The organism is Nostoc sp. DSM 114159 (genome assembly GCF_053470285.1).
This window is the reverse complement of the sequence record NZ_JBPFEH010000001.1, coordinates 1,744,999-1,768,506: the sequence shown is the minus strand read 5'-3', so window position 1 is coordinate 1,768,506 and position 23,508 is coordinate 1,744,999. Positions and strand designations below refer to the sequence as shown.

15 protein-coding genes and 1 pseudogene are annotated in these 23,508 nt (G+C 39.5%); 12 read left to right on the top strand and 4 right to left on the bottom strand.

Annotated features, from left to right (window positions below; all coding sequences use genetic code 11):
- Nucleotides 1-37 precede the first annotated feature (37 nt).
- The 11 genes and pseudogenes from ACR5KR_RS07070 to ACR5KR_RS07020 all read left to right on the top strand — a co-directional run bounded on the left by ACR5KR_RS07070 (nt 38) and on the right by ACR5KR_RS07020 (nt 18,295).
- Nucleotides 38-1,039, top strand: a complete 1,002-nt coding sequence (locus tag ACR5KR_RS07070) for a glutathione S-transferase family protein (RefSeq protein ID WP_448265962.1) — start codon at nt 38-40, stop codon at nt 1,037-1,039.
- 34 nt (nt 1,040-1,073) lie between these two features.
- A complete protein-coding gene (locus ACR5KR_RS07065; RefSeq protein WP_448265961.1) occupies nt 1,074-1,529 on the top strand; it encodes a VOC family protein in 456 nt (151 codons plus the stop codon).
- 325 nt (nt 1,530-1,854) lie between these two features.
- Entirely contained in the window at nt 1,855-4,563 is a 2,709-nt protein-coding gene (locus ACR5KR_RS07060; RefSeq protein ID WP_448265960.1) for an MGH1-like glycoside hydrolase domain-containing protein, read from the top strand.
- Between the two features lie 22 nt (nt 4,564-4,585).
- Nucleotides 4,586-5,173 (top strand): annotated as a pseudogene (locus tag ACR5KR_RS07055) (winged helix-turn-helix domain-containing protein); the annotation flags it as partial.
- Between the two features lie 55 nt (nt 5,174-5,228).
- Nucleotides 5,229-5,441: a CopG family transcriptional regulator gene (locus ACR5KR_RS07050; protein ID WP_094351406.1), complete on the top strand. Its 213-nt coding sequence runs from the start codon at nt 5,229-5,231 to the stop codon at nt 5,439-5,441.
- Nucleotides 5,442-5,857: 416 nt separating this feature from the next.
- Entirely contained in the window at nt 5,858-7,222 is a 1,365-nt protein-coding gene (locus tag ACR5KR_RS07045; protein ID WP_448265959.1) for a hypothetical protein, read from the top strand.
- 235 nt (nt 7,223-7,457) lie between these two features.
- Entirely contained in the window at nt 7,458-12,128 is a 4,671-nt protein-coding gene (locus tag ACR5KR_RS07040) for a response regulator (RefSeq protein WP_448265958.1), read from the top strand.
- Nucleotides 12,129-12,346: 218 nt separating this feature from the next.
- Nucleotides 12,347-12,982, top strand: a complete 636-nt coding sequence (locus ACR5KR_RS07035) for a hypothetical protein (RefSeq protein WP_445627167.1) — start codon at nt 12,347-12,349, stop codon at nt 12,980-12,982.
- Nucleotides 12,983-13,107: 125 nt separating this feature from the next.
- Nucleotides 13,108-15,285 carry an OmpA family protein gene (locus ACR5KR_RS07030; RefSeq protein WP_448265957.1) on the top strand — a complete coding sequence of 726 codons (2,178 nt, stop codon included), beginning with the start codon at nt 13,108-13,110 and terminating at the stop codon, nt 15,283-15,285.
- A gap of 50 nt (nt 15,286-15,335) precedes the next feature.
- Nucleotides 15,336-15,860: a Rab family GTPase gene (locus tag ACR5KR_RS07025; RefSeq protein WP_448265955.1), complete on the top strand. Its 525-nt coding sequence runs from the start codon at nt 15,336-15,338 to the stop codon at nt 15,858-15,860.
- Between the two features lie 5 nt (nt 15,861-15,865).
- Nucleotides 15,866-18,295, top strand: coding sequence for an ATP-binding protein (locus tag ACR5KR_RS07020; RefSeq protein WP_448265954.1), 2,430 nt, complete (start codon nt 15,866-15,868; stop codon nt 18,293-18,295).
- 20 nt (nt 18,296-18,315) lie between these two features.
- Here the strand turns inward: ACR5KR_RS07020 and ACR5KR_RS07015 are convergent, their stop codons facing one another.
- Nucleotides 18,316-18,744 (bottom strand): ATP-binding protein, encoded by a 429-nt coding sequence (locus tag ACR5KR_RS07015; protein ID WP_448265953.1) that lies wholly within the window; start codon nt 18,742-18,744, stop codon nt 18,316-18,318.
- 150 nt (nt 18,745-18,894) lie between these two features.
- Here ACR5KR_RS07015 and ACR5KR_RS07010 point away from each other — a divergent pair, with 150 nt between their 5' ends.
- Nucleotides 18,895-20,082, top strand: coding sequence for a SpoIIE family protein phosphatase (locus tag ACR5KR_RS07010; RefSeq protein ID WP_448265952.1), 1,188 nt, complete (start codon nt 18,895-18,897; stop codon nt 20,080-20,082).
- Nucleotides 20,083-20,124: 42 nt separating this feature from the next.
- Here the strand turns inward: ACR5KR_RS07010 and ACR5KR_RS07005 are convergent, their stop codons facing one another.
- The 3 genes from ACR5KR_RS07005 to ACR5KR_RS06995 form a co-directional block, all read right to left on the bottom strand.
- Nucleotides 20,125-20,451 (bottom strand): STAS domain-containing protein, encoded by a 327-nt coding sequence (locus ACR5KR_RS07005; protein ID WP_322704042.1) that lies wholly within the window; start codon nt 20,449-20,451, stop codon nt 20,125-20,127.
- Between the two features lie 72 nt (nt 20,452-20,523).
- Nucleotides 20,524-21,237: a PIG-L deacetylase family protein gene (locus ACR5KR_RS07000; RefSeq protein ID WP_445627174.1), complete on the bottom strand. Its 714-nt coding sequence runs from the start codon at nt 21,235-21,237 to the stop codon at nt 20,524-20,526.
- Nucleotides 21,238-21,309: 72 nt separating this feature from the next.
- The gene (locus ACR5KR_RS06995; RefSeq protein ID WP_448265951.1) at nt 21,310-23,304 is read right to left on the bottom strand and encodes a glycosyltransferase; all 1,995 of its coding nucleotides are present in this window, start codon (nt 23,302-23,304) and stop codon (nt 21,310-21,312) included.
- Nucleotides 23,305-23,508: the final 204 nt, after the last annotated feature.

Genomic DNA, 23,508 nt, shown 5'->3' with positions numbered 1-23,508 from the left:
AAAGTTTATAGACACGCCTTAGTGTCAGGAGGAAATTATGCCGTCAGGAATGATGATCGAAGGCAAATGGATAACCGATAGGAATAAATCAGATCCTAGCGGTAAGTTCAATGAAACGCCGACAACGTTTCGCGATCGCGTCACGGCCGATGGTTCTAGTGGGTTTAAGGCAGAAGCAGGACGCTATCACCTCTACATTTCCTTAGCCTGTCCGTGGGCACATCGCACTTTAATTATGCGAGAAATCAAAGGTTTGAATGATGCCATCTCAGTCTCTATCGTCGATCCGATTATGAGCGACAAGGGATGGATCTTTTCTGAAGCACCGGGAGCTATTCCTGACTGGGTAAATCACACTCAATATTTGCAAGATATTTATCTGAAAGCCGATCCCAAATACACAGGAAGAGTTACTGTTCCAGTATTGTGGGATAAGCAAACTCAAACAATCGTCAATAACGAATCTCGCGAAATCATGCGGATGTTTGATGTAGAGTTTGGGGAATTGGCAAGACAAAAAATAAACTTATACCCACGCGACCTACAGCATCAGATTGATGAAACGATCGATGCAATTTATCTGCCAATCAATGTTGGTGTATATCGCGCTGGTTTTGCAACTTCACAAGCAGCTTACGAAGATGCGGTAACTGAACTCTTCGAGAGTTTAGATCGATGGGAAGCCATTCTCAGCGAGCAACGATATTTATGTGGCAATCAACTTACCGAAGCCGATATTTGTATGTTTGTTACTCTGTATCGCTTCGACTCAGTGTATTACGGTCACTTTAAATGCAATTTGCGGCGAATTATCGATTATCCAAATCTCTGGAATTATCTACTAGACCTATATCAGCGTCCGGAGTTCAAAGCGACTTGCAATCTAGACTATACCAAGCGCAGCTATTACATGAGTATGACTGATATTAATCCAAATCGAATTGTGCCGAAGGGGCCGATCGTTGATTTTGACCAACAGCACGATCGCGACCGCTTCACTAAGGCGTCTCGTAGAGAAGTTATCGCTCCCTATTCATAGAAAATAAATTGCACAATCCAACTGGAGTAACACCATGAGCCTTGTATCAGGTATCCACCATGTTGCAGTGGTGACAGCAGATATCGACCGCTTTATCGACTTTTATACTGATGTATTCGAGATGCCAGTAATTTTTCAAGAGACGACCCCAGCCTTTCGTCACGCACTTCTCCTAGCTGGATCGCAGAGCGTACTTCACGCAGCAGAGATGCCTAATAATATTCATAGTTCTGGATTACCGGATATGTTTGGACGAGGACACATCGACCACTTAGCTTTGAATGCCCCAACAGAATCAGCATTCCAGATTATCCGCCGCAAACTGATAGATCGAGGTGTGAGTGATGGCGCGATCGCCGACCTTGGCCCAGTACTTAACTTGTCATTTTCCGATCCTGATGGTATGCATATCGAAGTTTGTCTCATCGTCGATGCTTTACTTCAGGGTTTTCACCAACCGCGACCATATCTAGAGACTATCAACCAATAGGTTGAAGTTAGCGTTAGTCCCCTTTGCTGTTTGTGGTTAATAAATAGTGCCGCTCTCGTCTGCTTATTTTCAACTTGCGATCGGACGAGCGCAAATTTTATTAGTATACCAGTTTTACTATCAATTATTAATTATAACTTCAGCCCTATCTTAGGTAGAAAAAGTATAGCAAGCGAATTAAAGGTTAGGACATCTTGAAAGCGTGGATGTTAGGAATAGTAATATTTTACCTCCTGCCTTCAGCATAGCTGCCTTCTGCCTTCTGCTATATACTCCAGATAGCAAATTAACTGGACTAAAATACAGATATGCATAGGGTGATATTATGACAATTTTAACCCAAGAAGAAATTAGATTAGCAGAAGCCCTAACTCACAAAGCTCATTGGCGCAGATGGGGGCCATATTTAAGCGATCGCCAATGGGGAACGGTGCGCGAAGATTACAGTCACAACGGTACAGCCTGGAACTATTTTACCCACGATCAGGCTCGTTCTCGCGCCTACCGTTGGGGTGAAGATGGCATTGCTGGCATTTCTGATAATCATCAACGACTTTGTTTTGCGATCGCACTTTGGAATGGCGAAGATTCTATTCTCAAAGAAAGATTTTTTGGTCTAACTGGTAGCGAAGGAAATCATGGGGAAGATGTTAAAGAATATTATTTTTATCTAGACAATACTCCTACCCATTCTTATATGAAAGCGCTTTACAAATATCCTCATAAAGCCTTTCCTTACTCCCAATTGGTTGCAGAAAATCAACGCAGAAATCGCCAAGAGCCAGAATTTGAATTACTAGATACAGGTATATTTGATGAAAATCGTTACTTTGATGTCTTTATCGAATATGCCAAAAATTCTGCTGAAGATATTCTCATCCAAATAAAAGTAATCAACCGAGGATCAGAAGCAAAAACCCTACACCTATTACCTACTCTCTGGTTTCGTAACACTTGGTGTTGGAATGGGGATATCAGCAAACCTACTTTAAAAGAGGTCGAATCTGGTAATGGCTTTAATTTAATTGAGGCGTTTCATCCAACTTTAGGTAAAAGGTGGCTGTATTGTCAAGAAGCAAACGAAATTCTCTTTACAGAAAACGAAACAAATTATCAGCGATTGTTTGGCTATTCTAATTCGTCTGCCTATGTAAAAGATGGCATTAATGATTACATTGTTCGGGGTAAAAAAGAGGCAATAAATCCAAATAAACTTGGCACTAAAGCATCTGCCGATTATTTTTTGAAAGTTGGTGCGGGTGAAACTAAAATCGTTAAATTGCGATTGAGTGATGTACCTAATTTAGTTGAGCCATTTGCCAAAGAATTCGATATCATCTTTTGGGAACAACAACAGGAAGCAAATAAATTTTATCAGCGCGTTACACCATTTTCTCTCAGTGAAGATATGCGAAATGTGCAACGACAAGCATTTGCTGGAATGCTATGGAGTAAACAATATTATCACTATGTTGTAGAGGATTGGTTGAAAGGCGATCGCAATACCCCAGCACCACCTCCAGAACGCCAACAAGGAAGAAATCGGGAATGGTTTCATCTCTACAATAAAGATATTCTTTCTATGCCCGATAAGTGGGAATATCCTTGGTTTGCAGCTTGGGATTTGGCATTTCATACTATTCCTTTGGCAATGATCGATCCTGATTTTGCTAAGTATCAATTGGATGTTTTAACACGGGAATGGTATATGCATCCCAATGGGCAAATTCCTGCTTATGAATGGGCTTTTGGTGATGTTAATCCGCCTGTTCATGCCTGGGCAACTTGGCGCATTTACAAGATTGAGCAGAAGATTTACGGACGAACAGATAGACAGTTTTTAGAAAGAGTATTTCAAAAGCTAATGCTCAATTTTACCTGGTGGGTAAATCGCAAAGATACTCAGGGTAATAACGTCTTTCAAGGGGGATTTCTCGGTTTAGATAATATTGGCGTATTTGACCGGAGCGCAGCTTTACCTACTGGCGGACATATTGACCAATCTGATGGTACGAGTTGGATGGGAATGTATTGTTTAAATATGTTAGCGATCGCTTTAGAATTAGCTAAGACTAATCCTGTTTACGAAGACATTGCTACCAAGTTCTTTGAGCATTTTCTTTACATTGCTGATGCTATGAATAACATCGGCGAAATAGAAGCCAGTTTGTGGAATGATTCCGATGGATTTTACTACGATGTCCTGCATTTACCTGAACGACAAATTACCTTAAAAGTTAGGTCAATGGTAGGTTTAATTCCTCTATTTGCCATTGAAACTATAGAACCAGAAACTTTAAAATTGCTTCCTGGTTTTAAAAAGCGATTGGAATGGTTCATCCAAAACCGTCCTGATTTGCGGCAAAATGTGGCTTGTATGGAAACAAAAGGAGTGGGTGCGAGGAGATTACTGGCGATCGTTTCCAGAGATAAGCTCAGAAGTATTCTGCAAAAAATGCTGGATGAAAGCGAGTTTTTTGGCTCTTATGGCATTCGAGCACTTTCTCGATTTCATGCTGAAAATCCTTATATTTTTGATGTTAATGGTTCGCAATTTCGAGTTGATTATGAACCGGCTGAATCTACTAGTGGTTTATTTGGTGGTAACTCTAACTGGCGCGGCCCCGTTTGGTTTCCGGTGAATTTCATCCTAATTGAATCTCTGCAAAAGTTTCATTATTATCTAGGAGACGATTTCAAAGTGGAATGTCCGACAGGTTCAGGTCAAATGATGACACTTTGGGAAATTGCATCAGAATTATCTCAACGATTAACCAGAATTTTCTTGCAAAATTCCTCTGGTAAACGTCCTGTTTATGGTGGAATGCAAAAGTTTCAAAACGATCCACACTGGCAAAATCTGATTTTATTCTATGAGTATTTTCATGGTGATAATGGAGCCGGAATCGGTGCTAGTCATCAAACTGGCTGGACAGGTTTAGTTGCGAAATTAATCCAGCAATTTGGTGAATATGAAGCACAGCATCAAGAACCAGAAATAGAGAAGGATAAAGATGCGATCGCTTTAACATAATAACATCCAAAAAGGTTTGTTGTTACCATCTTGCCGAGACTCCTCACCAGATTTAGCAATTCTGGATTGGATGCTTCCAGGGTTGACGGGTTTGGAAATTTGTCGGCGTTTGCGAACAACAGGTAGTACAGTACCAGTGATTTTGTTGGCAGCAAAAGATGAAGTGAGCGATGCCTACGGCAAGCAGATGAAGCGTCTACGCGTCGCCGGATTAGATGCAAGAGCCGATGATTATGTAGTTAAGCCCTTCAGCATTGAGGAACTATTAGCTAGAATTCGCGCTCATCTGCGGCGCACGCAAGAAACAGACGAGGATTTGTTGCAATTTGAAGATTTAAGCTTAAATAAGCGCACTCGTGAAGTATTTCGGTAAAAACGAAGCATTCAGTTAACAGCAAAAAAATTTGACTTATTAAAATATCTCCTTTCACATCTTCGTCAAGTATTTACTAGAGATCAAATGTTAGAGAAAGTTTGGGGTTACAATTTCATGGCTGATTCTAATATTATTGAAGTATATATTCGTTATTTGCAACTCAAGTTAGAAGAAAATAATGAAAGACGTTTGATTCATACAGTCCGTGGTGTAGGCTATGCACTACGGGAGTAATCGTAATGACTTGGTAATTTCAAGAAAAGTAACATATTCAAGATAAAAGAGAATTATGAAGAAAAAATGGGCTGTTAAACGACTGACAGTAAATCTCACAACCGAGGAAATGAAGAAACTTGAACAATACTGTACTCTCACAGGAAGACCAGCAACAGATGTAATTCGAGAGTTGCTCCGAAGTCTTGAGGTTGACAATGCTGAAAACTCTGAGATGGGAACAGCAGACTCAAAAATCACTGTTGGCAGTTCGTCAAAATCACACTAACTATCGACTCGACTATAGCGTTTCCTAATCAGAATCAGCTACAGCTTAACCTCACCCCCAACCTCTTGATAAAAAGAGGGGTTGGGGGTCAATACTTTTCGGGTTTTGGGGGAAAGGGGAAAGGGAAAGGGTTTGAATTTACCTTTTCCCCTTTGCCCTTTAACCTTTTCCCAGACCAAAAGAGAGATTGTTAGGCTTATCCGAAAAGTATTGGGTTGGGGGTGAGGTTTTGATACGTACTTTATGCACCTGGGAACTTCTATATCCCGCCAAATTAAGGCTTTTACGCCTTTTATCTTTCCTATGTTTTAACAAGCATCGATTATGGGCATCATAATCCCAGTCCGAATACATCAGCTAGCAGCCAGAAAACTATTTGGCAGCAAGTTTTGCATTTAAACATATAGTATCAACCGATGGTATCTAGTTTTAGACCTTATCTCTTTGTTTCTCGATATAGTTTGTACGCTGTATTTCTTTTGGGATGCCTACAGATTCAATTGGGAGTAATCTGTAGCTTAGGTATTTGGATATTATCAGAAGCTAAATTACAAGCAGCCCAAGCACATCAGACCTGGAAATCACCTTTAGGATTGACTGAGCAAGTCACCACAGCAAATCCTGAGTCAGCACAATACTCAAAACCACTCCCCTATCGATTAAAACCAACACCTATTTTGCTCGCAGCACCGGAAAACTTCAATCCTGATTTGCGATTACCCCCATCGCGACCCGAACCACCGCTACCCGAACCACCACAGCAGAATTCTAGTCCGCCACCGCTACCCGAACCACCGCAGCAGAATTCTAGTCCGCCACCGCTACCCGAACCACCGCAGCAGAATTCTAGTCCACCGACAGCTTCCACCAAACCAAAAACGCCGGATGCAGTTTTGGAAAGTATTGATACGGACTATTACTATGAGACAGACAACTTTGGTCAAACTAATTTTTTCCTAGAACCAACAGTTCAGTTTCGATTGAGAAATGGCAATAAAATATTTTTCAAGACAGGTTTTAACTTCTTTGAGCAACGCGGTATTGAATCAATTACCAATTTTCCCTTGCAAGTTGGATGGCAAGGAAAAATTGGACAAGTGACTCTACAAACAGCAGCTGGAGTCGATGTGTTCAATCGTTTACCCACAGCTATCAATCTCAATGTTAAAGTGGATGCTCCCATTTCGCCGCCGCGAGTTTCGTCATCAGGTCGATTGCTATCGGCAGTAATAATATCAGGTAATTTAGAACAAGGGCCTTATAAATCTAATGCTCGAACTTTAGAAAATCAAATTACTGCTTGGCGATTTGGGCCTGATTTATACTGGCAGATTGACCGTAATACCAGCTTATTTTCGTCATTGCGTTTGGGTAGTTACAACGATGGTAATTCCGATGTACAGTCCTTTAGTAGGTTAGAGCGCAAGTTCGGACAATTTTCTTTGGCAGCTAACTTATTCACTTGGAGTTACGATCGCGATTTAGAACGCACTAGCGGTTATTTTTCTCCACCAGATTTTCTAGTTTACAACGGTGAGGTAGCTTGGGAGGGAGATATTGCAAAATTCTTACGCTGTCGCCTCGCTGCCAATTTAGGACGGCAGCGACTTAAAGGAGAATTTGACAACGCCAATACCTATCAAACGCGCTGTACGGTAAAACTGTCGCCCAGTATAGAAGCAGACTTGGGCTATAGCTTTAGTAATGTCCGCAATCAAGAAACCGGTGGAAGCGCCTACGGTGGTAATTCCTTCACAGGACAGTTGCGGGTCAAGTTTTAACAAAAAAGAATTCAGGAGTCAGAATTCAGGAGTCAGAATTCAGAATGAATATAGAATCAAGTTCTATATATTTTTGATTTTTTGATTTTTTGAAAGTTACAAACTTTGAATATTAAAGTATTTTTAATTTTAACTTCTAATTTTTAACTTCTAATTTCTAACTTCTAACTACTGGATTCTAAATTCACCATTCTGAATTCTGTTTTTTAAATCCAAAATGGTATAAGGCTGGAGAATGAAAGCACCATTACCTGATAACGAAACACAGAGAATCGAATCTCTTTTGCAGTATAAAATACTCGACACTCCTTCGGAAGCAGCCTTTGACGACCTCACCCGTTTAGCCTCATATATTTGTGGAACTCCCATTGCCTTAATCAGCTTAATTGATACTAATCGTCAGTGGTTCAAGTCAAAAGTTGGTTTGGATGCGCTACAAACACCCCGTGATTTGGCATTCTGCGCCCATGCTATTTTGCAACCTGAAGTTTTTGTTGTATCTGATGCAACAGTTGACGAAAGGTTTGCGACAAACCCCCTAGTCACCTCAGATCCGAATATTCGGTTTTATGCTGGAGTACCGCTAACTAACCCTGAAGGATATGCACTAGGAACACTTTGTGTAATCGATCGTGTACCAAGAAACCTCTCTCTAGAACAAGTTGAAGCATTACGAATTATTGGTCGCCAGGTAATTAAGCAACTAGAAATGCGCCGCAATTTAGCAAATTTGGTATTGGCAAGTGATACACGCAAACAGTCCCAGAAGACACGCAAACAATTTTTTCAAAGGATAGCTGGAGGATTTGGGTTAGCATCGGCAGTTTTAGTTTTGATTGGCGTGATTTCTTATCAAAACACATGTATATTGATTGATACGAATAAGCAAGTACTAATAACCCAAGAGAAAATCAATCAACTAGAAGAATTACTGTCTGAGATGAAAGATGCTGAGACTGGACAACGTGGTTACATCCTCACTGGACAAGAAAGTTATCTAGAACCTTATCAAGCAGTAGTTGGAAACATCGATCGCAAAATTGTAAAACTGAAAAATTTAATCGCAGATCAACCTAACCAACAAAAGCAGTTCGCAACCCTTGAATCTCTGATAGCTGCAAAACTTGCCATACTCAAGCAGACTATATACCTACGTCAAAATCAGGGATTTGAGGCGGCGTTGCAGGTAATCCAGACAAATCAAGGAAAACATCTCATGGATGATATCCGCAAGATCGTCCATGAGATAGAAAATCAGGATAGAAGGTTGCTTCAACGGCAGTCACAAGCTGCAAAAGCCAGTGCTAACAACACGGTTTTGACACTGGCGATCGCGATTTGTCTAAGTTTTTTGATTCTGGCTATAGTCTACTACTTTATTTACCGTGAAGGAAAAGAGCGGAAATTAACAGAGGAAACACTCAATCAAGAACGCAACTTTATCTCAACAGTCCTGAATACAACCAGCGCTTTGGTAATAGTTCTTGACACGGAAGGGCAAATCGTTCGCTTCAATCAAGCTTGCGAACAAATTACTGGTTACTCATTTGATGAGGTGAAAGGAAGGCATTTCTGGAACCTATTTCTACTTCCTGAACAGGTAGAGCCGGTTAAAGCAATTTTTGAGCAGTTGCGATCTGGTGAAGCGCCCAAAGAATACGAAAACTATTGGGTAACTAAGGATGGCAGCCGGCGACTTATTTCTTGGACTAACACTACCTTGAAAGACTATGAGGGGCAGGTTGAATACATTGTTGCTACAGGTATTGACATCAGCGATGTCTTTGAGGAACTTCGCTTACGCCAACGAACTGAACAGCATCTCAAAGCAGAGTATGTTACAACCCGGATCTTAGCAGAGTCAACCACAATCAACGAAGCCATGCCCCAAATCTTGCAAGGAATTTGCGAAAGTTTGGGATGGGATTTTAGTGAATTTTGGATGGTAGATGGGCGAGCAAATCTACTGTCTTTGCTAAATTCATGGTATAAAATCTCCTTTGAGATGCAAGAGTTTGACATCCTCAGTCGGCAGATTACATTTGCACCAGGAATTGGGCTGCCTGGGCGTGTCTGGGCTAGTCTTGAACCTGTTTGGATTGCTGATGTCGTTAAAGATCGGAGTTTTATCCGCTCTCAAATCGCTGCCGAAGCACAACTGCACGGAGCTTTTGGTTTTCCGATCTGTAGTGGTAAAAAAATCATCGGTGTGATTACCTGCTTTAGCCATAAAATCCAGCAAGCTGACCCAGATTTGGCAAAAGTCATGAATTTGATTGGCGAGCAAGTAGGGCAGTTTATTGAGCGCAAGCAGGCAGAAGAACAACTCCAACGCCAAAACTTGCGATCGCAACTATTTACTGAAATCACCCTCAAAATTCGTCAGTCTTTGCAAATCAAAGAAATTCTCCAAATCACTGTCACCGAGGTGCAAAAAATTCTCCATAGCGATCGAGTTTTGATTTATCAGCCTTTGGCTGATGGCTCTGGAGCTACCGTGGTTGAGGCAGTAATTTCTGGCTGGCTAGCAATTAAAGAGAAAGAGCTAGTCAATGCTTACTTTCAAGCCGAATACATCCAACAATACTATCTACAACAGTACCGTCAAAAACCGAATCTGGGGCTTGCTGACTTGGATATAGCTGAAGTCCAAAAAAACCATCTCGAATTACTGCAACAATTTGGAGTCCAGTGTAATTTAGTCATACCCATTCTTGTCAAAGAAGAACTCTGCGGTTTGCTGATTGTCCATCAGTGCGGCAGTTCCCGCCAATGGTCTAGCTTTGAAACTCATCTTTTACGGCAAATAGCCGATCAAGTAGGTATTGCCTTAGCCCAAGCCCAAATGTTAGATGCAGAAACTCAACAACGACGAGAACTCGAAATTGCTCGTCACCAAGCTGAATTAGCTTCTCAAACCAAAAGTGCCTTTTTGGCCAACATGAGCCATGAAATTCGGACTCCGATGAATGCTGTGCTAGGAATGACAAGCTTAATGTTAGATACTCCCCTAAATTCCGAGCAGCGGGATTTTATGGAAACAATTCGCATTAGTGGCGATGCTCTTTTAAGCCTGATCAACGAAATTTTGGATCTGTCCAAACTAGAGGCTGGGGAAATGGCACTAGAAACTCTAGATTTTGACTTATCTACCTGTGTAGAAGAAGTATTGGAGTTATTGGCTCCCTCAGCCCATCATAAGGGATTAGAAATTGCAGGATTAATTTACAGCAACGTCCCCACCCACCTCCAAGGCGATGCCGGCCGCTTGCGACAAATTCTTATGAACCTGATTAGCAATGCAATCAAGTTCACCAGCAAAGGTGAGGTCGTATTACGAGCAGAATTGCGATCGCTTTCCTTGACTACAGCCACCATCTATTTTGCGATCGTAGATACCGGTCTTGGCATTACCCCTGAAGATCAATCCAAACTCTTTAAGCCATTTACCCAAGTAGATGCTTCCACTACCCGGAAATATGGCGGCACAGGTTTGGGATTAGCCATCTGCAAGCAACTGGTAAGCTTGATGGGAGGAGAAATGGGTGTAGAAAGTCGCTTGGGGAAAGGATCTAAGTTTTGGTTTGAAGTAACTCTTGCCATGCAACTTGACTCTATTTCTTTAGAAGGCGAACGCGAACTTTTGCTCAATCGCCGCTTGTTAGTGGTGGATGATAATGCTACTAATCGCAAAATCATCTACCATCAAGCTACTCGTTGGGGAATGCTGGTGGATCAAGCGGCTTCGGCTACTACTGCCCTCAAAGCTATTCAGGAAGCTGCCAAGCAAAAAAATTTATATGACATAGCTGTGATTGATATGCAGATGCCAAAAATAGATGGCATGACTTTAGGAGAACAAATTAAAGCAAATTCAGCGATCGCTGGGCTACCTTTAATTATGCTTACCTCTACTAATCAACGCGATGAAATCCAACGAGCGCTAAAAATAGGATTTGCGGCTTATTTAGTCAAACCTATTAAGCCGTCCCGACTCCTCCATACGATCGTGACTATTTTAGGAACGCAGCCAGAAGAAGAGTCAGAAGTCAGAATTCAGGACTTAAAACTGAAAAATTCTGAAAAAAACCGCAACTATTATTGTGACTCCTCTAAACTTAGAATTCTCTTGGCTGAAGATAATTTGGTGAATCAGAAAGTTGCCCTGAAGCAACTCCAAAGTCTGGGTTATAGCGCTGATGTTGCTGGTAATGGGAAAGAAGTTTTGCAGCTATTAGAAAAAATTCCCTACGATTTAATTCTGATGGATTGCCAAATGCCAGTTCTTGATGGTTTAGAAACCACAAAAGAAATTCATCGTTGGCAAGAAAGTGACTTTGCTAGTGGTTATCGTCCGGTGGTAATTGCAATGACAGCTAATGCCATGAAAGAAGACCAACAAATGTGTCTAGATGCCGGAATGGATGACTATTTGAGCAAGCCAGTAATAAAAGAAAAATTGGCGTTGACATTAGAGCGTTGGGGAAATGCGATCTTCGAGGCAAAAGAAACAACTGCCACAGAGCAAACAGTTTATACAACAAATGTCGGTGCAGTTAACCTCCCAATTGATTGGGAACGCTTACACCAATTATCGGAAAACAACCCAGAATTTGAATTGGAACTACTGCAAATATTTGTTGAGGATATTCAATCTCGTCTAGAGTTAATTAAAATAGCGATCGCAGCTCATGACTTTGAGCAAATAATACTCCAAGGTCATCAAATTAAAGGTTCTAGTGCCAATATGGGAATTACAACCATGCATCTGGCAGCCGAAAAACTAGAACAACTAGCTTATAAGCAAGAGCGTCGAGGTTCTAGTAACTTAATCGTAGAGTTAGATGACTTTATTAAACGCATCCAAGATTTTTTGAATTGTCAAGATAGTAACGCCACAACCTGAAATAATATTGCTTAATAAATTCACTGGATAAACACTTATTTTATATTTCTCATTATTAATTTTCTATTTGACAGATAGAAATTGTCACCGATTGGGAATAATAACAAAGTATATTCGGTGAGTTGGCTGCATCATCAGCTAAGAATTTTTAGCCTAAATGTCAGTTAAATACATCATCTATTATTCCCAATTGATTACCCAAAAGTGAGGTTTTCCTAATGAGTCAGATGAGTAGAGACGATGTACGAGAAAGACTTGGTAATATCGATCAGATTCGCGATATTATTCTTGGAACCCAGCTAAGAGAGTACGAAAATCGATTTAGCAAGCTGGAGTCAGATGTATCTCTCCTGCAACAACAGACACGATTGCATGTCGAGCAACTCAAGTCCAACTTTTCCGCCGAACTAAAAGCAGGATTTGAGTCGCTGGATAAAAAGCTGAAATCACTGAACCTCGCAACTCAAGAAGAAACTCTTGACTTACGGCAACAGGTTGATAGACTTAATAAAAAGTTTTCTAGCAGCGTTCAGTCGCTTGATGAAACCTTAGATAGCCAAACTACCTTGATTCGAGATGAAATCTTTCAAACTAAAGTCCAATTACAAGATGATGTTACGGCATTACGGGATCTGATTTTAGAAGAAATAGATCGGCGCTTCTCACAGCTGACAGACACGAAAGTTTCTAAAGACGATATGGCTGAAACTTTGTTTGCCTTGGGAATGCGTCTGAAAGAAACTGAATTTATTCCTAAATTGCGAGAAGCAGCCAATGAACGCAGCGATGAATATACTGCTGTACCGCTTTTAGAAACTACAAAGTTATCAAAAGTAAGTGTTAACTCACTCTAACAGTACAGCAGAATTAAATTCATAATCAAGTCAGAAAGTAAAGAGATATGAAGGAGATAATGACTCCCAACTCATAACCTCTAACTCACAACCTCTAACTCAGCACTCTAAAAAGGATAACTCAGGTGGAAAATTCGATTTCTCAATCTGTTGAGTTGAAGTCAGAAACAGCTGTGCAGCTTGACAATTTGCTGCATTTGCTTATCGATCTCAAAATTATCGAATCCCCTGAGCAATCTCCTTTATTACCATTAGAAACTGATAATAGTAATGAGTATATTCCAGAAGAAATTGAATTACTACAACTTCCTCCAGTGACATTAGAAGTATGTGAAGCTTATTTAGAGTCGGATTTTAATTTTCATCAAGATATATCTAATTACTCACAAACTACTCAAGAAGAATTAGAAGAATCTATTGAAATATTTACAGAATTTGAGGAAAAATTAGATAACTCAGAAGATGCATTGCAAAAATTACGGGATATATTAGTCGGATATGAGCTAACAGAAATAAACAATATTACAGATAAGTTAGAACAAAAATTAACAAAAATAGAGCATCAAATTTATGACCCTAAAGAGTTAATAAATCTACTATTACCGTGGATTTCTGAACTTTTAAGGCTGAAGATTACAGAATCAAGAGAGGAAATTGTCCAAATAATCGCTCCGATAATTGATGAGACTATCCGCAGTCGCACTGAACAAAATAAAGTTAGTATGAGTACAGCGATCGCACCTGTAATTCCTCTAGCTATTTCCCAGCAAATTATTATAGCTCCAGAAGAAGTTTCAGATGCGATCGCTCCGGCAATGGGACGAGCCATAAAAAAGCAAATTGAAATTGAGCAGAATATTGTGGTGGATGCACTCTACCCAGTTATTGGTAGTACCATAGCCAAATATATGGCAGAGACAATTCGTGCCATTAACCGACAAGTTGAAGAAACCCTCAGCGTTGAAGGCATTAAACGTAAAATTCGTGCCAAGCTACAGGGAGTTTCAGAAGCAGAATTAATTCTTAAAGAAGCTCTGCCATTTACAATTCAAGCCATTTTCTTGATTCATAAAACATCTGGTTTAGTTATCTCAGATATTCAGCACTCTCATGTAGAGCAGCTAGAGGCTGAAATGGTAGCAGGAATGCTGACAGCAATTCGTAGCTTTGCCAATGATTGTATCAATCAATCTGGAAGCATAACAGAATTAGATGCAATTGAATATGGAACATCCAAAATAATTTTAGAAGTTGCCGGATACTGTTATTTAGCGATTGTTGTGCGAGGAGAACCAAGCAAAAACTTTATTTGGAAAATGCGGCAAACATTCAGCAGAATTATTAAAAAATATGGTAATATAATTGAAAAGTTTGACGGCGATCCAGATTTAATTCCTATTGAAATTCATACACTTCTAGAAAAGCTAAAGAATTCAGATATTCAGGATAAAAAGAAAGCGAAAATCTGGCCACTACAGATATTAGTCTTAACATTGATCGGTACCATTTTAATTCCTTGGGGTATTTGGCAATACCGTAGTAGAGTTATACATTCCATTGAAAATCAAACTTCGTTGGCTCTAACTTCTGTTCCAGAACTAGCCGTATATCGGCTCACTGTACAAGTAGAACACAACAAAATAAAACTAACAGGACGATTACCTAATCAACTTCTTCGCCAGAAAGCCGAGCAAACTGTTAAAATCACTTCTCCTAATTGGTTGATTGACAATCAAATTTTATTAGTAGAAGTACCAGCAGATCCCGTATTAGCTGCTGCTGAAGTCAAACGAGTTACAGCAGTTTTAAATCAGACTAACGATATAGCAATTTACGCTCAATATATCGCTGGTAAAGTAGCTGTTGAAGGAACTGTCAACCGAATTGCAGATGCTCAGATTATTGCGAATGCATTTGCGCAAATTCCCGGCGTAAAATCTGTGTCTAGTGCGGTACGAGTAGAACCCCCACAGATTGAAGTTCGATTTTACTTTCAACCCGACTCAGCGAGTTTAATGAAAGCAGATACAGCACACAAGATTCAACAGGTTAAACTTTTCCTTAATCAGCACCCAAATAAGCATTTAAAAATCATTGGTTATAGTGACCGTACTGGTGCGAACAAATCTCAAAAATTGGCACTGACGCGAGCAAAGGCTGTACAACAAGCACTGATTAAATTAGGCATCGCGCCATATCGCCTACAAGTCATTGGTAGGACAAGTTTACCACCAGGAATTGATGAAACTCAACCCTTGTGGTTAAGCCGCTGTGTCGCTCTAGAAGCGATAAAGGAATTTTAAGTTTATAGTAGTTATGATTTCGATCGAACATTCTCTACTTTCCTTCAACTATGTCTACAATCTCTAAAAAAATATGCTTATTTGGTGATTTTGGTGTTGGTAAAACTAGTCTGATTCGCCAATTTGTAGAGTGCCAGTTTAGCGATCAATACCTTTCAACTGTAGGAGTAAAAATCTCTCGTAAATTGGTTGTTTTTTCAAAAGAAGAGCTACTTGTTGAACAAAAATTACAGTTAATTATTTGGGATATTGAAGGTAGTAATAAGTTTAAAGCAGTTGCTAAAAATTATTTTCAAGGTTCTAAAGGTGCTGTGATAGTCGGTGATGTGACACAAGCAGAAACCCTCAATCATATCCAAGAGCATATTCAAACTTTTTTAGCTGTTAATCCTAACAGCTATATTGTTGTTGCACTGAACAAATCAGATATGATTGCAGCCGAATATTTAGAAAAAATTCGGCAAATGCATCAATTTACTAATCAAGCTAATATATTAGACACTTATGTAACCTCAGCTAAAACTGGTAATAATGTTGATAAAATATTTCAAGCTTTAGCCACTCGTTTAATTTAATTAAGATGAATTCATTTTTTACAAACCTATTAGCTGTATGTGGGATTGAATATTTGATAATTGATGAAAACTTCAAAATTTTAGAGATATCTTTGGGATTAAATCATTTTGCCGAGCTTCCTAATGAAGTAAAGCTAGGTCAGGATGTTCGGATTGTGTTTCCAGAATTAGAGGGACTAGAAGATGTTTGTGATGCAATTCTCCAGGGAGAACAAGATAATTTTGAATTAAAAGGAATTATGCGATCGCCAGATACATCTTCTCCTTTATATATTGATATTCGTATTACTAATAATCTCCAAGAAGACCATTCTAGGAATCGACTAACCATTGTTGTCAAAGACGTGACAGAACGGATGGTACTTGAGCAATCTTTATTTCAAGGTGCAAATGAAGCAAATCTTTTATTACGCAACTTAAAGGCTTCTAAACAATACATTGACCAAATTGTGACATCAATGGCGGATGCCTTGTTAGTGACAACGCTATCAGGCGAGATCAAAAAAATGAATTATGCCGCACAAATCTTATTGCAATACAACGAAATAGAACTCATCGGTCAACCGATCGCAAAAGTTATTGGAGAAGCCAATAAATATCCATTGATAGTTGATGATATTGATATATTCCACAGTCAAGACATCAATTTTTTAGTAAAAGAAGTAGAAACCGTTTGTTATACCAAAAGTGGTAAAACAATTCCCGTAGCTTTTTCATCCTCAATTGTCAAGACAGAAATTGAACATTTTCAAGGTTATGTTTACATTTTGCGAGACATGACTGAACGAAAGCAGGCAGAACTTGCTAAACAGGAATTCTTAGCAATGATTGGCCATGAAGTTCGGACTCCCATCGCATCGGTAATTGGTATGGCCGGTTTGTTGCAATATACTGAATTGACTGCTGAACAGCAAGATTTTGTTGAAACCATTTACACCAGTGGAAATTCCTTACTCAAAATTATTAACGATTTCCTTGACTTCTCTAAAATCCAATCGGGTAACTTAGAACTCGAAGAGGAACCTTTTGCTTTGCGAAATTGCATTCATGAGGCTCTTTATCTACTTGCACCTACAGCTAGAGAAAAAGGTTTAAAACTCACATTTTTAGATAGTCCTCAACTTCCTACTACGATTGTGGGAGATATCACCAGACTGCGCCAAGTCTTGATTAATTTAATCAGTAATGCAATTAAATTTACCGAAACTGGAAGTATAGAAGTCTCAGTTATAACCCGCAAAAATAGCGATATTAATCATTCTGCTGCAAATACTAACGAAATTCAGTTTAGTATTAAAGATACAGGCATTGGAATTCCACGCGATCGCCGAGAGCGTTTATTTAAAGCTTTTAGTCAAGTTAACTCCTCCATTACTCGACAGTATGGCGGTACTGGCTTAGGTCTTGCTATCTGTAAGCAACTGTGCGAGTTAATGGGTGGCAGAATTTGGGTTGAAAGTGAGCTGAATGCAGGTAGTACATTTTACTTTACGATTGCCGCTTCTGTTATTCCAGAGGAGTCAGCAGGAGCCAGTATGGTCTTCTCCCAACAGGAGATACCAAAAGCGATCGAGTCTTCACAAGTGGAGCAACTGGCGTTCAGAAGTCAAGAGTTATTAAGCGTCCCCGCGTCTTCTTCCCCGTCTCGTGACCTATATAATTTAAGAATTCTTTTAACTGAAGATAATCTGATAAATCAGAAAATAGCCTTGAAGCAACTCAAAAGTCTCGGCTACAGTGCTGATATTGCTAATAATGGAAAAGAAGCGTTGCAACTATTAGAAAAAATTCCTTATGATTTAATTCTGATGGATTGTCAAATGCCGATTCTTGACGGTTTAGAAACCACAAAACGAATTCATCGTTGGCAAGAAAGCAGCTTTGCTAGTGGTCGTCGTCCTGTAGTAATTGCAATGACAGCTAATGCAATGAAACAAGACAAACAAATGTGTTTAGATGCTGGAATGGACGACTATTTGAGCAAACCGGTGATGAAAGAAAATTTAGCCGCGACGTTAGAGTATTGGGGAAATGTAATATTCAAAGCAAAAGAAACAACTGCCACAAAGCAGACAGTTTCGACAACAAATGTTGGCTCAGTTGACCTCCCAATTGATTGGGAACGCTTGCATCAACTTTCAGAAAATAACCGAGAATTTGAATTAGAACTACTACAAATATTTGTTGAAGATATTCAACCTCGTTTAGAGGTCATTAAAATAGCGATCGCAGCTTGTGACTTTGAGCAAATAGCGCTTCAAGTCCATCAAATTAAAGGTTCTAGTGCCAATATAGGAGTTACAACTATGTATCTGGCAGCAGAAAAACTAGAACAATTAGCGATCGACCAAGAGCGTCAAGGTACTATTAACTTAATTGTAGAGTTAGAAGATTTTATTAAACGCATCCAAGATTTTTTAATCATCAGTCAGTAGTCACGATCTCCCTACTGCAATCATAGGCATTTTTTGTAAGATTTACTAATAAATAAACAGTAACGATTATCTACTGTCAGATCATAACTTAATTTGTCGGCAATGGCGGACATAATTTTTAAACCCCGGCCGCGCTCTCGATTGTTATCCTCAAATTCAGATGTTTGGCGCAATTGCTGTTCTAAGTCAAATGGTTCACCTTGAGACCAGATGCGAATTTCTATGTATTCATCTAACCGCACAGCTTCCATCTCAATTGGAGTTTCAATAGGTAAGTTTTTGTGAGCATGTTCGACAATGTTAGTAAAGCCTTCCATCATCAGTGTTTGACATTGCCACCAAATTTGTTTATCGGGAATAGGTGGTTGATTCATCTGCTCGAACCAAGACAAAACTTGAGGTGAAACTGTCAAATCTGTGTTGACTTTGAGATAAATTTTATTATTCACTTCTTAACTAAGAAAATATCGTGAAATTATCATATTCGTTAATTAGTTTATTTAATTTGAGTATTTTTACTATACATTAAAAACTAAATTGCATATAACTTAAATTAAAGCAACTATTTATCAATCATTTTACTTAGTAAATTGTAATTTATGTTTAAAATTCTAGTTATTGATGATGACCCGACAGTGCGAGCAGTACTGAAAAGCACACTCCAAAGGCAGGGTTATGAGACTACTGTAGCTAGCAATGGTGAAGAAGGAATTATCCAAGCACAACTGCTACATCCTGCCCTGATTATCTGTGATTGGATGATGTCACAGGTAGATGGGTTAGAAGTGTGTCGTCGAATTAGAACAGATCCAGAATTGGCAACTACTTTTTTTATTCTATTGACAGCTAGGGGAGCAGCTCGAGGAGAGGAGGAAGATAGAGTTAGAGGACTTGATGCAGGAGCGGATGAGTTTATCTCCAAACCAATAGAGATGAATGAATTGAAAGCACGGGTAAGAGCAGGACTAAGGTTACACCAGCTAAATCAGGATTTGCAAAGTCAAAAGCAAGCTTTGGAGACACTCAATCAGGATTTGCAAACTCAAAAGCAAATTTTGGAAGCCGAATTGGCTGAGGCCGCTGATTATGTGCGATCGCTTTTACCCTCACCCCTTGTAGGAGCAGTAACTACAGAAAATCTATTTATTCCCTCAGCGCAGCTAGGGGGTGATTGCTTTGACCATTATTGGATTGACGAGGATCATTTGGCAATTTATTTGTTAGATGTATCTGGTCATGGGGTGGGTTCAGCCCTCCTATCGGTATCCGTACAGAATGTTTTGCGATCGCAATCTCTACCAAACACTAACTTTTGTCAACCAAGTGAAGTCCTAAAAGCTCTCAATCATGCCTTCCAAATGAGTAAGCACGGTGATAAATACTTTACAATCTGGTATGGAGTTTATCACCGCCTTAAACGTCAACTCATTTATGCCAACGCCGGACATCCACCAGCTTTACTGTTATCTAATACCTCCACAAACAACATCGAAATTAAACAGCTAACTTCTTTAGATTTACCAATTGGCTTTTTACCTGAAGTTAAATTTGAGGATGCTGTTTTTCAGGTTGAAGAAAACAGCACTTTATACATTTTTAGTGATGGTGTTTATGAAATTAATCAGTCAGATGGTAAAATTTGGGGGATTGATGCATTCATTGACTTACTAACCAAATATAGTCAGAATACCTGTAACCTCAATCAACTATTAGCAAAAATTCTCACCTTAAAAACTCAAGATAATCTTGATGATGACTTATCTTTAGTCAAAGTTAACTTTGGTTAAAATAGTCAGTTATGCATACTTAGATTTGAATTGCTTAATAGCTTATTGTGTTGCTAATACTTGACGATAAAAGTCATCTTTGTCAGCAAATGTTTGAAAAATTCTATCCATTTTAGTTAGTTCAAACAACATTCTAACTTGATCGCTTATTGAACAAACAAACAGTTTAGCTTTAGCAGTTCGTACCATTTGCATTGCTGATACTAAAGCACCTAAACCAGAGCTATCAATAAACTTTACTTCTTTCATATCAATTAACAAAATATCAGCGCCATTTGCCAGCATACTACTAACTTCACGACGTAATTCATTTCCTCTAATACCATCTAAAATTCCAGATATCTCTAGTACTTTCACGCTCAAATTCATGGTTTTTTTTCCTATTCTGTAGTTATATTTTGGCATTGAATTAAGGTAAACCGCAATAGAGAAACTCTGTAATTAGCTTGGTTTTACTACTTGCTGATGACTGTTATTTGCGATTGCCATAAAAAAGCTAGCATCAACCCATTGCCGAGAAATTTCAAAAGCTTCAAAATAGCCGTCTTTTTGACCTAACTCACGTGCCCAGAAACGAGACAGAACAAGTATGGCATCAAGTTGCATAAATGCTTTATTTAACTCTGATTCATAACAACCAATCGCTGCAACTTTTTCCTCAATTACAGAAGTTATATCTACAAAAAAGTTGGGTTCAAAACCACGCAAAAAAACAGGTGGTGCTGAATACCACAAGGGTATATTTTTGCGGGTAGCAACATTAGAAACTGCGATCGCACACACTTCATGATCTCTATGCCCATATTTTTCAGGTTGTGGTGCGTGAGTAATAATCAGATCCGGTTGCCAACGCCCAAGAGCTTCTTCAGTAACTTTAATCACTGCTTGTGTGGAGAAATTGCACTCCTCAAGTGTATGAAACTCATAAGTTGCACCGATGATTTTACCAGCCGCATCCGCTTCTTGATGACGTGTACCCTTAACAGGCGAACTAGAAAGACCACCATCAGTCAAAATTAAGCAACGAACATTCCATCCTGCCTTAGACATCAGACTGAGAGTACCAGCAGCAGGTAGAACTTCATCATCAGCATGAGCATAAATTGTTAAAACAGTTCGCTGACCAAAGTTTTTTGAGTCTGAATGAGTGTTCATAGCTGTTTTTTTCTAGGCTGAATTTATAAGTCAGTAGTCATCTTCCTTTTGCTCACTCCTCTTACTTAACTTTTAAACCTCTTTTGGAGGCTGCCAAACAGATGCGCGGATGATCGCCCACAAAAGTAATAAATTATAAATAGCCCATGCACCATTAAGCAGGTGAACATCAGGATTATTTAAATGGCCAATAGCGAATTGGTAAAGGCTCCATAACATCCCCAAGATGGTAAGGATAAAAACAACCAACTGCGGCCAAACAAGCCGGAGATAAATCCCGGATTGCCGCTGCTTAGGTGTGACTTGGAAATTGAGTTTTTGTCCTGTAAACACACTCCATACAGCTTGAATTAATAAGGGAAATAAAGCGATCGCATATTGTTCAGAACGCCATACTTCTCTAGCTGGAATGCCCCAAGTAGCTGTAAGGAAAGTCAGACGGTTAATAATAAAAGCTGGGAAAAAGTGTATGGCAAAGTCAGCTCCGTAGCTTCTAACTGGAACAATGTCCGTAAAAAAATAAATAATTGGACAAGAAATAAAAACCAGAGTTGCAAAACCAGAGAAATAACTATACATCGTCTTGAAATATTGCAACCTTTGCCAAAACGTTAGCCCTGATTTTGTCAGTGGATTTTCCCTCACTAGCACTTGGATAGTTCCTTGTGCCCAACGTAACCGCTGTTTTAGAGTAGAACTGAGATCGTCTGGTGCTAAACCTTCTGCCAAAAGTTCATTGTGGTAAATAGATTTCCAGCCAGCACTATGCAGACGCATGGCTGTATTCATATCTTCCGTAATGCTATTACTGGATACCCCACCAACTAAATCAAATTCATCTAAACGTTTTTCATCTTTGGCAAATTCATCAGCAAAGTTTTGCAGTCCTACACTAACTAATGCTTCACGTCTGAGAATCGCATTTGTGCCCGTATAAAACGCAGCATTCATGCCATCTTTACCTTGTTGAAGTGGCCCATAAAATAAATTTGCTCGATGTCCAAAAGGATCGCCTGGAGGAATATTGTAAAAATCTTGGCGGGTCTGTACAAAAGCAATTTGATTCTGTTCGTATTTTCCGATTAAAAGATTATAGGTGTAAAAATAAGGCAGAACTCGCTTGAGAAAATTTCGCTTGGGAATGTGGTCAGCATCTAGAGTAACAATAAAATTTCCTGACGTTTCTCCAGAAAAAATTGCATAATTGATGTTGCCTGCTTTGGCATGATGTGCAACACCAGGGGTCTTCGGACGAGCAATGTAACGAAAACGAGCGAGTTCAACTAGTTCTAGTTCTTTTTTGTAAATAGCTTCTTCTAAAGCTTTCCGTTCAATAATTAAGCGATCGCGTAGCGTCTTTGTCGAAGAATCGCTAATACTTTGATGAATCGGAGGTAGCCAAAGAATCAGCGATCGCAAACTTTGCACAAATCCAACCGCAGGCTGGTTTCCCACTGATTCTGATGATGTTTGCAGCCATTGTTCGGCGGCTTGAGTATTAGGTGTCAGATTTTCCAGTTGCTTCAAACGCTCCAACAATCCAGCATGTTCTGCATCAATCCGTTCCGCTTCTAGCTGTAATTGTGGTGACTGCAAATCTTGAATACACAATTTTTCTGTCATCGCTCGTATATCAGCCGAATTGCCATCATCCAGCACATAAACGCGTAACTTGATGGGCGGATAATCCATTGCTAAGGCAGCTTTGGCAGTTTCTTCGACAATTTCCGGCGGCTCATTGTAGCAGGTGACAAATACATCCACTGTTGGCCAGTCGGCTTTGGGTATAGGTGGGGTCATCTGGTCGAGAGACTTAATTTGTCTGACTAAAGGTCGCCACAACCCAATTACAAACATAACGCCACCGAAATAACTGTAAATCTCGGCTATCAGCAAAGGAATAGAAATCCAGAGGGCATCAAAATTGATCGAATGAGTGACGCGCCATTGCAAATACCAGATACCAAAAATTAAATTGATTTCTGCTAGATAACGAAATAACAGCGTTCTTTTTTTGAGTAATGAGCGGCTGTTACCAGGAAAGTTTGTTAGAGAAACTGAAGCCATCTTAGTACCAATAGTTAATGTATCTGCATCCTCATCAAAATAAGTATTCCCTAGTTAAATTTGCGACTAACAAATTTTCTCGAGCGAGCCAAAATTGGCGTTGCTGAATTCAGCTACAAATCTAGATGTAGAGACGTAGCATTGCTACGTATCACAAGGATTTTGGATTACTAGGACTTATACAAAACTACACACTCTAGGGGC

Bases quoted from the DNA above. Each gene is read 5' to 3' on its own strand.
- ACR5KR_RS07070 (WP_448265962.1), top strand. From the start codon at position 38: ATGCCGTCAGGAATGATGATCGAAGGCAAATGGATAACCGATAGGAAT.
- ACR5KR_RS07065 (WP_448265961.1), top strand. From the start codon at position 1,074: ATGAGCCTTGTATCAGGTATCCACCATGTTGCAGTGGTGACAGCAGAT.
- ACR5KR_RS07060 (WP_448265960.1), top strand. From the start codon at position 1,855: ATGACAATTTTAACCCAAGAAGAAATTAGATTAGCAGAAGCCCTAACT.
- ACR5KR_RS07050 (WP_094351406.1), top strand. From the start codon at position 5,229: ATGAAGAAAAAATGGGCTGTTAAACGACTGACAGTAAATCTCACAACC.
- ACR5KR_RS07045 (WP_448265959.1), top strand. From the start codon at position 5,858: ATGGTATCTAGTTTTAGACCTTATCTCTTTGTTTCTCGATATAGTTTG.
- ACR5KR_RS07040 (WP_448265958.1), top strand. From the start codon at position 7,458: ATGAAAGCACCATTACCTGATAACGAAACACAGAGAATCGAATCTCTT.
- ACR5KR_RS07035 (WP_445627167.1), top strand. From the start codon at position 12,347: ATGAGTCAGATGAGTAGAGACGATGTACGAGAAAGACTTGGTAATATC.
- ACR5KR_RS07025 (WP_448265955.1), top strand. From the start codon at position 15,336: ATGTCTACAATCTCTAAAAAAATATGCTTATTTGGTGATTTTGGTGTT.
- ACR5KR_RS07020 (WP_448265954.1), top strand. From the start codon at position 15,866: ATGAATTCATTTTTTACAAACCTATTAGCTGTATGTGGGATTGAATAT.
- ACR5KR_RS07010 (WP_448265952.1), top strand. From the start codon at position 18,895: ATGTTTAAAATTCTAGTTATTGATGATGACCCGACAGTGCGAGCAGTA.
- ACR5KR_RS07005 (WP_322704042.1), bottom strand. From the start codon at position 20,451: ATGAATTTGAGCGTGAAAGTACTAGAGATATCTGGAATTTTAGATGGT.
- ACR5KR_RS07000 (WP_445627174.1), bottom strand. From the start codon at position 21,237: ATGAACACTCATTCAGACTCAAAAAACTTTGGTCAGCGAACTGTTTTA.
- ACR5KR_RS06995 (WP_448265951.1), bottom strand. From the start codon at position 23,304: ATGGCTTCAGTTTCTCTAACAAACTTTCCTGGTAACAGCCGCTCATTA.